Source organism: Pseudomonas shirazensis, from assembly GCF_050496565.1.
GTDB classification, from domain to species: domain Bacteria; phylum Pseudomonadota; class Gammaproteobacteria; order Pseudomonadales; family Pseudomonadaceae; genus Aquipseudomonas; species Aquipseudomonas shirazensis_A.
This window is the reverse complement of sequence record NZ_JBNWAE010000019.1, coordinates 17,724-30,977: the sequence shown is the minus strand read 5'-3', so window position 1 is coordinate 30,977 and position 13,254 is coordinate 17,724. Positions and strand designations below refer to the sequence as shown.

The window sequence follows — 13,254 nt, the reverse complement described above, 5'->3', positions numbered from 1 at the left end:
CGTCCTTGCCGCCGGTTGCCCGGCGGGGTTTATCAGCTTCAAACAACATGAATGCCGTTCTGTACCCACAAGTGGTGGCTTGGATCCTCCTGGGCGGTGTATTGGGTGTAGTCGATGCCGTCGGCATTCTGCTGGCCGGTCAGGCTCCAGTTATCGGTGAGCTGAACGGTATCGTTGCTGTCGCCCTTGATCAGCAGGGTGTCATTGGCACTTTCGGTTACCGCCACCACGTCGGCCAGGCTCAGGCTCAAGGTCACCGAACTGGTGTCGTTGAGGTCGATCACCTCGATGTCGTGCAGGCGCCCGACCAGGTTGCCGAGGTCGATGCTGGCATCGCCGCCGGCCCACAACAGGGTGTCGGTACCGCTGCCGCCGTCGACGTTGGCGAACTGCTGATCGACGATCACCAGCGTGTCGTCACCGGCACCGCCGCTCAGGCTGATTGCCCCACCCTGACTGCCGTCGAGGTGGTCGTTGCCATCGCCGCCGTGCAGCCCTTCGACCGCAGTGGCGGCGGCCACGCTGAACAGCGCGCCGGCGTCATCGTCGCCGCCGGCCAGCAACGCCGAGGTAGCAGTGAAGGCGGCTGCGTTGTTCAGGCCAATGGTCAAGGTGGCTGTGTCGGTGGTGCCGTTGGGGTGGGTCAGTTCGTAAGTGAAGGTGTCCTGCTGGCCGATTACTGCGCCGGTCAGGCCGGGCTTGAGGGTGTAGCTGTAGCTGCCGTCGGCCTGTACCAGCAGCGTGCCGTAGGTGCCGGCCAAACTGATGCCGTTATAGCCGGGGATGGCATAGGTGTTGGCCGCCACCAGCACGCTGAGCACGGTCAGGCTGGAACCGAGGGTATCGCTGCCGGTACCTGTGGTGTCGTTGAGCAGGTTGCCACTGACTGGTGTATAGCCGCCGACCACGAACTCCTTGGTGTAGGTCGTAGTGGTGTTGATGGTGGTGGCGATCGAAGCGGCCAGGCCAATGCCGCCGGCGCTGACGCGAATCTGATACGAGCCTGGCCCCTTGTCCTGGAAGGTGTACGCCGCGCCGCCGCCGAGCAGGCTGACCAGTGAGCCGCCGGTAACGGTTTGTTCAACCACATACAGACCTGTCGCCGGGTTGAGCTTGAGCAGCTCGATCCGGGTGCCGCTGAGCAGCCCGAGCAGATTGCTCGAGTTGAGCACTACCTGCAGGTCGGCAGTGGTATCGACCGCAACCGTATTGGTTGCCGACGTCACCGAGCGGTTGCCTACCAGCGGCAAGCTCAGGTTAGCGAGGTTGGCGCTGCCGGTGGTTTCACGGTTGACCAGGCTGATGCCGGTGCTGTCGAGGTCGTTGACCGCATCGACCACGATGGCCGGCGCGCTGTAGTTGTTGTCGTTCCAGACCTCGGTGGCTTGTGGGCTGTCGATGCGCACGTAGAGGTTGGCGGTATCTTTGAGGCCGTTGGCGTGCAGCAGTTGATAGCTGAACACATCGACCTTGCCCACGCTCGACGGGCTGCCGTTGGGGGTATAGCTGTAGCTGCCATCGGCGCGGATCAGCAAGGTGCCGTACAGGCCCTGCACTTCGGTGGCGGCGCCGGCAGAGATGTAGCTGCCGTTTTTCAGTACCTGCACCACCGCGCCGTTGTCCGGGCCGGTCTGGTCAACGCTGCCGTCGATGCCGGGGTCGCTGAGGACGTTGCCGGTGGTCGGTGTGCCGGTGCCGGTGAACTGGGTCAGGCTGGTGGACTGCACGTCGAGGCTGGTGGTGACTGTGGTCAGCAAGCCGATACCGCTGCTGTTGACCGTCAGCCGGTAGTCGCCCGCCAGCAGTTCACCGATATTGACCTGCACACCCTGGCCCAGCGGCAGCAGGATCAGGTCGAGCAGACCTTGGCTGTTGCCGGTGGCGAGAGTGACCCAGGCGCCAGCAGCGTTCTTGACCTGCAGGGTGTAGGTGGCGCCGTCGAGCAAGGCCAGAGCGCTGCTGGTGTTGAGGGTCAGGGTCGGGTCGGCGGTGGTGCCGGCAGCGACCGTCCAGGTAAAGGTTTTCGAGAAGCCGGATAGCAGCGTTGTGAAACTGTCGGCGAAGGTCTTGGTGGTGATGACCGGGGCCAGGTTCACCGTGGCTACCGCCAGATTGTCGCTGGCCGAGACTGGCGCATTGGCATCGACGTCCGGCGCGATCAGCGCGACCCCGGCGGAGACGTTGTTGCGCGGGTCGGTGAGGGTAATCGAAAGGGCCTGGCCGTTATCCTGGGCAGGGCTCAGCGTGACCGTGAAGGTGCCGTCCGGATTGACCGTGGCAGGCTGCGAAACCACCCCGCTGGGGCCGCGCACCGTCACCGTCGCGCCAGGCTCGCCGCGCCCGGTGATGACGCTGCCGTCGGCATTGATCACCAAATTGCTGGCGATGGCCGGTGGGGTGATGTCCGGGGCAGTCAGGGCCACCCCGGAGGTATTGCCCGCGGCATCGCTCTGGTTGACCGTCAGTGCCTGGTTGTCGACCTGCGCCGCCAGCAAGCTGACCACGAACAGGCCGTTGGCGCCGACGATGGCGCTGCCCAGCACTACGCCGCCGGCGCCGAGTACGGTGATCTTGTTGCCAGCGATGCCGGCGCCGCTGACCAGGGTGCCAGCGGCATTGATGGTGGCGGTCGGAGCGGGCGGTGGCGTGGTGTCCGGTGCGCCGATGGTGGTGGTGCCGGAGATGTTGCCGGCAGCGTCGGCCTGGCGCACGGTCAGCACCTGGCCGTCGTTCTGGGTAGCGGTGAGGATGACGGTAAATTGCCCGTTGGGGCCTACTATGGCGGTGCCCAGCGGTGCGCCGGCAGCCGAGAATACGCTGACGGTGGCACCGATTTCACCATTGCCGCTGAGCTGGGTGCCCAAGGGGTTGATCGCAAGGTTGCTGACCGGGTTGGGCGCCTGCACGTCAGGAGCGATGAAGCCCACGTTGTCGGACAGATTGAGAGCAGCGTCGCGCTGGCTGACCGAGAGGAACTGGCCATTGAGCTGCGGCGCGTTGAGGTTGATGCTGAAGCCACCGCCGGCGTTGACTTGGCCAGTGCCAAGCAGGGTGCCCTGCGCATCCCGTACGAACACGGTGGCGCCCGCTTCACCAGTACCGGTGAGGACCAGACCGTTGCTGGACAGTGCGCTGACCACCGGTATCGCAGGTGGGGTGGTATCGCCGGCCTGGATAATCACTGGCGCCGACTCACCGGCGTCGGCTGCGTCGGCGGTTACCGAGAGCAGCTCGCCGTTGCGTTGCGCCGGGTCCAGGGTCACGGTGAAGCTGCCGTCCAGCTGAGTGACGATGGTCGAGCCAATGTTCTGGCCAGCGGCATTGGACACAGTGATGACAGCGCCGACGGAAGAGGTACCGGTCAGCGTTACGCCGTCACCGGCCAGTACGACATTGAGTGGTGCCTCTGTGAGCGGGGTCAGCGGCGGAGTATAGGTCTGTGGCGCGGAAGGATTTTGCGCAGCGTCAGTCTGTACAACGCTGAGTTGAATACCTGGCAACGCCGGGTTCTCGAGCTCGATCTGGAAGGTACCGTTGGCGAGCACTGTGCCAGTACCTAGCACCGCGCCGTTCTGGCGGACGATCACACTGGCTCCCGCCTCACCACGGCCACTGAGCACATTGTAGGTTGCGTCGATCACCAAGTTGCTGACGGGCGCAGGGGGGCTGGTGTCTTGAGCGGTGACGGGGACTGCCGGCGCGGCATTGCCGGCTGCGTCAGTGGCGACCACTTCGAGAACCTGGCCGTTATTCTGCGCCGGGTTGAGCGGCACGCTGAAGGTTCCGCCGGGGGGCACCTGGATGGAACCGACCACGGTGTTGTCCGGGGCGCGTACGGTGATAAAGCTGCCGACCTCGCCATTACCGCTGAGCAGCGTGCCATTAGCGCTAACGCTGAGGCCGGTGGGTTGCGCCGGTGGGGTCAGGTCAGGTGCCGTGACGTTGAAGGCCGGCGACGGATTGCCGGTAGCATCCTGGGCGACGATGCTCAGCCGCTGGCCGTCCAGTTGCGCCGGTGACAGGTTGAGCACGAAGGTGCCGTCGGCGGCGATGCTGCCCTGGCCGACCAGGTCGCCCTTGTCGTTGAGCACGGTCAGCCGCGCGCCAGCCTCACCAGTGCCGTTCAACTGGGTGCCACTGGCGTTGATGGTGGCGTTCACTGCATCCGGTGGGGTGGTGTCCGGAGCGGTCGCCGGAGTGCTTGGCGACAAGTTGCCCTTGGCATCTTCGAGGGTCACCTGGAGCTGCTGGCCATTATTCTGCGCCGGGCTCAATGCCACCACGAAGCGGCCATCGACGCCAACCTGCACGGTGCCGATTTCAGTGCTGCCGAGGTAGACCCTGGCGGTACTGCCTGGCTCACCGACGCCGCTGAGCTCGCTGCCATCGGCATTCAGCTGAAGTTGCACAGGTGCCGCAGGCGGTGTCAGGTCAGGTGCCTCGACGCTCACCGGCTGGCTGACGTTGCCGGGTGGGTCGGCCTGTTGCACCGCGAGCACTTGCTGGTTGATCTGCGCAGGCGTGAGCATGACCTCGAAGCTGCCGTCGGCGAGCACTTTGGTGGTGCCCAGCAACGTGCCGTTGGCATCGGTTACGGTGACGGTTGCGCCGGCTTCGCCGCGGCCCGCGATCATGCTGCCGTCGGTACTGATGGTCACCGCAGTGAGCTGGGCCGGCGGGGTGAAGTCAGGCGTATCGAGAGTCGCTGGCGCAGAGACGTTGCCGGCCAGGTCGGTCTGGGTCAGGCTGAGCCGTTCGGCATTGCCCAGGGCTGGGTTGAGGGTGAGGGTAAAGAAGCCGTTGGCATCGACCAGTGCTTCACCCAGCGGCGCGCCATCCGGGCCGCTGACCTTGACCGTGGCCCCGGCCTCGCCGCGACCAGTCAGGGTCGCGCCGTCGCTGGCAATCGCCAGCGCGGTCAGCGCATCCGGTGCGGTGATATCGGTTGCGATGATGCTGCCTGCAGGTGACTGGTTGCCGGCGTTGTCGGTGAGCACGACCTGCAGGCTTTGGCCGTTGGCCTGGATCGGATTGAGCGAGACCTGGAAGCTGCCGTCATCACGCACGATGCCGCTGCCGATGACGCTGCCGTCAGCGGCCAGTACCGTGACTTTGCTGCCAGCTTCGCCGGAGCCGCCGAGCAGTGTGCCGCCGCCAGTGACGGCGAGATTGCCCGGTGCGTTCGGGGCGAGCAGATCAGGTGCGGTCAGGCTGACGCTGTTGGATTCGTTGCCGGCGGCGTCGGTCTGGCTGGCGTCGAGCGCCTCGCCATTGCGCTGCGGAGCAGTCAGTTGCAGGCTGAAACGGCCGTCGGCGCCGACCACCCCTTCGCCTAGATCGACGCCTCCTGGGCCGCTGATGCTGACCCGGGCGCCGGGCTCGCCACGGCCGGTCAAGGTCAGCCCATCACTGGCCAGCTGCAGTTCGCTGAGCGGCTGCGGCGCAGTGGTATCCGGCGCCTGCAGGGGGGCCGGCAGCGAAGCGCTGCCGTCGGTGCCGACTGCGCCGACCTGCAGGGTTTCACCATTGGCCTGGACGCTGTTGAGCGCCACGGTGAAGGTGCCAGCCGCCGTTACCACGGCAGTACCGAGCACTGCGCCACCAGGGCCATACACAGTCACCGTGCTGCCCACAGTGCCGCTGCCGGTCACGCTGAGGCCGTCTGCGGCCAGCAGCAGATTATCCGGGATGTCCGGCGCCAGGCTGCCTGGTGCGGTGACGGTTTCGGCGGGCGAGGCGTTGCCGCTGGCGTCGCTCTGGACCACGCTGAGGTTGCTGCCGACGATTGCCGGCGGGCTCAGGTTGACCGTGAAACGGCCGTCCGCAGCCACTGTACCGGTGCCCAGCAAGGTGCCATCGGCGGCGCGGACGGCTACTGCTGCACCGGCTTCGCCAGTACCGGCCAGGCTGGCGCCATTGGCGGCCACGGCCAGGTTGGCGACGGCGGCGGGCGGGGTCGTGTCAGGCGCGGTGAAGCTACCGGGTTGGGAAACGTTGCCAGCGGCGTCGGTGGCGGTTACTTGCAGGGACTGACCGTTGGCCTGGACGCTGTTGAGCGTGACCTGGAACGTGCCATTGCTGGCCGCGACCACGCTACCGAGAACATTGCCGGCACTGTCACGCACGGTGACTGTGCTGCCGGCCTCGGCGGTGCCGCTCAGTTGCACGCCGTTGCTGGCCAGCAGCAGGTTGGCTGGCTCTGCGGGAGGGGTCAGGTCCGGAGCTGTCACGGCAACTGGCGCCGAGGTGTTGTTGCTGGTATCGCTCTGGGTCACGCTCAGGCGCTGGGCGTTGAGTTGTGCGTTATCCAGGGTCAGAGTAAAGCTGCCGTTGGCGGCGACGTTGCCGCTGCCGATGATGGTGCCGTCCGGGCCGCGCACCGTGACGCTGGCGCCGGGTTCGCCGAGGCCGGTCAAGGTCAGGCCATTGTTGTTGAGCACCAGGTTGGTCAGCGGTGCCGGTGGGGTCAGGTCAGGCGTGTTGACCGAGGTCGCGGGTGAGGTATTGCCCGCAGCGTCCTGCTGGGTCACGCCAATCGGCTGACCACTGGCCTGGGGCGTGCTGAAGATCACGCTGAAGCGGCCATCGGCACCTACTGTGGCGGTGCCGAGCAAGGCTCCTGCACTGTTGCGCACCTCGACACTGGCCCCTGCTTCGCCCAGGCCGGACAGCTGGCGGCCGTCGGCGCTGAGCAGGGTTTGGGTAACCGCCGCAGGTGGTGTGCGATCCGGCGTGGCCAGGCTGGCAGGAGGAGAAATATTGCCAGCCGCGTCACTCAAGGTGACTTGCAGCGGTGCACCGCTGGTTTGCGCTGCCGGCAGGGTGATCTGGAATTGGCCGGCCGGGTTGACGGTACCAGTAGCCAGCACAGCGCCACTGGCGTCGCGCACGGTCACGTTGGCCCCGGCTTCGCCCTGGCCGCTGACGACGGTGGCCGCGCTGTTGAGGCTGACGCCGCTGGCCGCCAGGGGGGCTTGCAGGTCTGGCGCAGTGGTCGTGGCTGCCAGCGAAACGTTGTTGCTGGCGTCGCTCTGGGTGACGGTCAACAACTGCGCATTTGCCTGCGGCGGATTGAGGCTGATGCTGAACAGGCCGCTGCTGCCGACAGTCGCCGAACCGAGCAGGGTGCCATTGGCATCGACCACCGAAACAGTCGCGCCGACCTCGCCGCGGCCGGTCAGCAGGCTGCCGCTGCGGTCAATTGCCAGTTGTGTTGGCGCATCAGGCGCCGTGGTGTCCTCAGCCGTGACGATGGCCGGCACCGAGGGCTTGCCTCCGGCGCCAAAGCGCGCGTTGACCTGCAGGGTCTGGGCATTGAGTTGAGCGCTGCTGAAGAACACCCGGAAGATACCATCGCTGCCCACCGTTGCGGTGCCCAGGGTGGCGCCGCCTGAGGTCACGGTGATCAATGCACCGACTGCGCCCATGCCGGTCAGGACGAAGCCGTCTTCACTAAGGTCGAGGTCGGTCGGTGTTGCAACTTCGCTGCCGTCCGGGCCAGCCAGCGGTGTGCTGGCTTCGCCGCCTGGGTCCTTGACCACCACAGTCGCGCTGTCGCCGCTGGCCAGCGGCGGGTTGATCTCCACCACGAAGCTGCCATCCGGGCCTGCTACCACGCTACCTATGTCATTGCCGTTGGCGTCACGCACGATCACCGTGCTGCCGGGCTCGGCGTTGCCGCCGACGCTGGTGCCATCAGGGCTGATGCTGATATCGGTCGCTTCTGCAGGTACGGTGGTGTCAGGGGCGGTGATCGGCAGCACCGGGCTGGTGTTGGTGGCCGCATCGACAGCCTCCAGCAGCAGCGGTTGACCGTTGTTCTGATTGCTTGGCAGCTGCACGCTGAAGCTGCCGTCTGGGTTGACGCCGGTGCTGATCACCAGATTGCCATCAGCATCGCGAATGATGACCTGGGTAGCACCTGGGGCATTGCCGGTTACGGTGCCGTCAATGGCCACGCTGACGCCGCTGGGCAGGGCTGGCGGGGTCAGGTCGGGCGCGGTGACTGGCACAACATCGGTGTCATTGCGGCCATCGGTGGCGACCACGCTCAAGCTCTGACCATCTTTTTGCGCCGGGTCGAGGGTAATGCTGAAATCACCGCTTGGCGGCACGGTGGTGCTGCCGATCACAATGCCGGCAGCGTCACGCACTTCGACCGTGCTACCCGCTTCGCCCCTGCCAGTGACCTGGGTGCCGTCGGCGTTGACCTGCACGGCGGTTGGCAGGGTAGGGGCAGTGGTGTCGATGGCGTTGATCGGCACGCTCGGGGAGGTCTGCCCTTGCAGGTCGGTGACGGTTACCGACAACTGCTCGCCGGCGACCGGCACGGGGTTGAGCGGGAGGCTGAAGCTGCCGTTGTCAGGCACCACCACACTGCCGATGAGGACCCCGTTCGGGTCGCGCACCTGAACCGTCGTGCCGGGTTCGGCTTGACCGCTGAGCAGGTTGCCGCCCGCATTCAGTTGCACGCCTTGAGCAGCTTCAGGGGCTTGCAGGTCTGGCGCGGTCAGGGTGTCCGGCTGGGAGATGTTGCCAGCCTGGTCCTTTTGCGTGGCGGTCAGGGTCTGGCCGTTGAGCTGGACAGGGTTGAGGGCGACCTGGAAGCTGCCATCGCCCTGCACGGTTGCACTGCCAAGGATGACGCCGCCAGTGCCGGTCACGGTGACGACGCTGCCGGGTTCACCGCGACCACTGAGCACACTGCCGTCCGCCGCCAATACCAGGCCGGTGGGTGCATCGGTGGCCTGGCCGTCAGGGGCCGTGACGGGCACGCTGGTGGAAATATTGCCCGCCGGATCGCGCTGCTCGATGGTTAACGCCTGGCCGTTGTTCTGGGCTGGGCTGAGGGGGACCGTGAAGCCGCCGTTGGCTTGCACTACCGCGCTGCCGAGTACTGTACCGTCAGCGGCGCGTACGGTGACGGTAGCGCCGGGTTCACCAAGGCCTGTGATCTGGCTGCCGGTGCCATTGATCGCCTCATTGCTGATCGGCTCCGGTGACTGAGTGTCGGGCGCAGTGAAGTCGACCGGGCCGGCACTGTTGCCGCGGCTGTCGGTGGCCTCAACGGTCAGTTTCTCGCCGTTGCGCTGAGGTTGGTTGAGGGTAACGCTGAAGCTGCCGTCGGCGCCTACCGTGCTACTGCCTAGCACGGTGCCGTCGGCAGCCCGCACGGTGACCAGCGAACCGGCCTGACCGACACCGGTCAATTGGGTACCCGCGATATCCAGTGCCATTTGCGCCGGTTGCAATGGGCCATCGAGGTCCGGCGCTGTCGCGCTGGCGCTGGACTCATTGCCCGCCGCATCGCGCAGGTCGACGTCGAGCACCTGGCCATCGGTCTGGGCGGGGATGAGGGTGACGGTGAATACGCCGTTGGCGCCTACCTGCGCGGTGCCCAGCAGATTGCCCTGAGCGTTGCGCACTTCTACTGTGGCGCCGGCTTCGCCGCGCCCGGTCAGGGTCACGCCGTTGGCGCTGATCTGCAGGTCGCTGGCTTCGCCTGGCGGGGTGATATCCGGGGCAGTGATCTGCGCTGGCAGCGAACTGCTGGCGCCATCCACCGCAACCACGTCGAGCAATTCGCCGTTGGCTTGCGCCGGGTTCAGCGGCAGGGTGAAGGTACCGCCGGCGCCAACCACCGTGCTGGCAAGCACATTGCCTTGGGCATCACGCACTTCGATTCGGGTACCCGGGGTAGCACTGCCGCTGATCGAGCTGCCGTCTGCGGCCAGGCTGAGGTTGCTCGGGGTTGCCGGGATGGGCGTAGTGGGTACGGTCAGGTCGAGCTCCGGCGAGGTGTTGCCGGCGGCATCTTTCTGCACCAGGCTGATTGCCTGGCCAGCAGCGGCGGGGGTATCCAAATTGAACAGGAAGGTGCCGTTGGCACCGACCGTGCCAGTGCCGAGCAGGGCGCCACTGGCATCCCGGACCTCGACGATTGCGCCTGCTTCACCGCGACCGGCAATGGTCAGGCCGCCATTGCCCACGGTCACGCCGCTGATGATCGCTGGCGCAGTGATGTCCGGGGCGTCGTAGGCGAGCGGGGTCGATGCGTTGCCGGCCAGGTCGATGACGCGGATATCGAGCACCTCACCATTGGCCTGAGGTGGGTTGAGGGTCAGGCTGAAGGTGCCGTCGGCAGCAACGATGGCGCTGCCGAGCAAGTCGCCATTGGCGGCGCGCACCTCGACCCGGGCGCCAGGCTCGGCATTGCCGGTGAGAGTCTCGCCAGCGCTCAAGCTGAGATTTGTCGGCTGGGCGGGTGCCAGCAGGTCAGGGCTCAGCAGTGTAGCGGGGGTCGAGGCATTGCCTGCGGCATCGGTCAAGGTGACTTGCAGGCTTGAGCCATCGGTAACGGCGGCAGGCAGTTGCAGGTTGAAGCTGCCGTCGGCCAGGACAGTGCCGATCGCGAGCAGATAGCCTTGGGCGTCAAGCACCTTGACCGTGCTGCCCGGCTCGCCGCGACCCGATACCGTACGCCCGTCTCCGCTGATAGCCAGCCCGCTGGCCGGGTCAGGTGCAGTGGTGTCGGGGCTGTCCAGATCCGGTGCGTTGACACTGCCGGGGGCAGAGAGATTGCCCCTGGCATCGGTGGCGGTAACCTGCAGCGCTTCGCCGTCGATCTGAGCTGGATTCAGGGCGATGGTGAACACGCCGGTTGGGCCGACCACAGCGGTGCCGAGTTCAACGCCATTGGCGCCCACCACCCGCACCGTGCTGCCAGGCTCGGCGCGGCCGCTGAGCTGGCTGCCATCCGCGCTGACCACAAGCTGGCTGGGGGCGGCGGGTGCGGTGATATCCGGTGCGCTGATCTGCACTGGCAGCGACACGCCGCCATTATCATCAAGGGCAACCACGTCGAGTAACTGGCCGTTGGCCTGAGCAGGATTGAGCACCACGATAAAGGTGCCTTCGGCGCCGACCACAACGCTGCCGATGACATTGCCGTTGGCGTCACGCACCTGAATGCGGCTGCCGGGTGGGGCACTGCCGCTGAGCGAACTGCCGTTGGCAGCGATGCTCAGGTCACTCGGGCTGACTGGGGTGGCGGTCAGGGGCACATCGAACGGCTGCGGCACTGACGCATTGCCGCTGGCATCGGTCTGCACCACGTTCAGGCGCTCGCCCGGCTGCACGGCACTGTTCAGCTCGATCAGGAAGGTACCGTTGGCCGCTACTGTGCCGCTGCCGAGCAGCAGGCCATTGCTGTCGCGGACTTCGACCGTGGCACCGGGTTCACCGCGACCGCCCAGCACCAGCCGATCGGGGCCGACGACCAGGCCGCTGACAGCAGCTGGGGCGGTGGTGTCGGGGGCATTGAACAGGAGTGGCACCGAAGTGTTCTGGGCGGCGTCGACCAGGCGCACGTCCAGCGCTTCACCGTTGGCTTGGGGCGGATTCAAGGTCAGGCTGAAACTGCCGTCAGCAGCCACAACGCCGCTGCCGATCAGGGCGCCTGAGGCGTCGCGGACCTGCACCGTAGTGCCTGGCTCGCCTTTACCGGTCAGGGTGACACCGTTGCTCAGTTGCAGGTCGGTGGGCTGCTCTGGCGCAAGCAGGTCGCGCGACACCACACTGCCGGCGGCGGAGACGTTGCCGGCCGCATCGGTGAGGGTGACCTGCAACGTGCTGCCGTCGAGCACGGCAGGGTCGAGGGTGATCTGGAAGGTGCCATCGGCGCCGACCGTGCCGCTGCCCAGAAGGTTGCCGTCAGCATCGCGTACCTGCACGCTGGCGCCCACCTCGCCGCGACCGCTCAATTGCTTGCCGGTCCCGGCGATGGCCAGATTGGTTGGCGCATCTGGCGCAGTGGTGTCGACCGGCGGCGTATCGATGTCCGGGGCCGTAGCGGTGCCGGGTACTGATGTGTTGCCTGCCGCATCGGTAAGTGTGATCGCGAGCGCCTGACCATCGGTCTGTGGCGGATTCAGGGTGACATCGAAACGGCCATCGGCGCCGACGGTGCCGGTGCCGATCAGGTTACCCGCCGCGTCACGAATGTTGACCGTGGTGCCGGCCTCGCCACGGCCACTCAGCTGTTTGCCGTCAGCCGTGATAGCCAGATTGGTAGGCGCATTCGGCGCAGTTGTGTCGACCGGCGGCGTGTCGATGTCCGGGGCCATGGCGTTGCCTGGCGCAGAGATGTTGCCGGCAGCATCGGTAAGCGTCACCGCGAGCACCTGGCCATCGGTTTGTGGCGGGTTCAGAGTGATCTCGAAACGGCCATCGGCGCCGACGGTGCCGGTGCCGATCAGGTTGCCCGCTGCGTCACGGATGTTGACGGTACTGCCGGCTTCGCCACGACCGCTCAGCTGTTTGCCATCACCCGTGATGGCCAGATTGGTTGGCGCATTCGGCGCAGTGGTGTCGACCGGCGGCGTGTCGATGTCCGGGGCCGTGGTGTTGCCAGACGCTGAAGTGTTGCCGGCAGCATCGGTAAGGGTCACTTCGAGCGCCTGGCCATTGGTTTGTGGCGGGCTCAGGGTGACATCGAAACTGCCGTCGGCACCGACGGTGCCGGTGCCGATCAGGTTGCCCGCCGCGTCACGGATGTTGACCGTGCTGCCGGCTTCGCCGCGGCCGCTCAGGCGCAGGCCATCAGGCGAGACCAGTAGATCAATCGGGCTGGCGGGTGCGGTGGTGTCGCCAGGGTTAGGTGAGCTGCTGCCACCACCGCCACCACCGCCACCCCCGCCGACTGCCGCCGCAGCGCCACCGGCGCCCAGCAAGCCCAGGGCCGCGATGGCAAAGGTGTTGGTCCCGCTGCCGGCAACGCCGACCCCGGCCATCAGCTCATCCAGCGAGGCGATGTCCTCGAAAGTGAAACCGGTAAAGGCTTCGGCGTTGTACTGGGCGTGCCAGAGCGTGCCGTCTTCGCCGACGAAGACCATGTCACTCTGCTCGCCAGCCGCGTCGACCACAAAGAAGTTGCCGATGGTGACCTTGTCGCCTGACTTGAGCGTGACGATCAGGTCCTGGCCGCTGCGAGTGACGGTGGCCACATCGCCGGGTGGTACCGGCATCTGCACCAGGCCAGGCCCTTTCAGGCTCAGATTGCCCCAGGCGTTCTGGGTAACGGCGACGGTTTGCTTGTCGGCAACGACGATGTTGTCCATAGATGCTCCCTGCTGATGGCCCGGCGCTGAACACTGACCAGAGGGCCGGCGCAGACGTGCGCAGCGGCCGCCCAGAGCGGTCCTTGTTCACCGGTAGTAAGGGAGATATAGCAGCCGTGCGGAAGCCAACCAGAGG

1 protein-coding gene is annotated in these 13,254 nt (G+C 66.4%); it reads right to left on the bottom strand.

Going from position 1 to position 13,254, the window contains the following annotated elements:
- Positions 1-38: 38 nt before the first annotated feature.
- On the bottom strand, positions 39-13,118 hold the full coding sequence (locus tag ACQZ2L_RS21960) for a BapA/Bap/LapF family large adhesin (protein ID WP_430327842.1): 13,080 nt from the start codon (positions 13,116-13,118) through the stop codon (positions 39-41).
- Positions 13,119-13,254 lie beyond the last annotated feature (136 nt).

Coding starts and splice junctions, on each gene's coding strand:
- ACQZ2L_RS21960 (WP_430327842.1), bottom strand. CDS start 13,118: ATGGACAACATCGTCGTTGCCGACAAGCAAACCGTCGCCGTTACCCAG.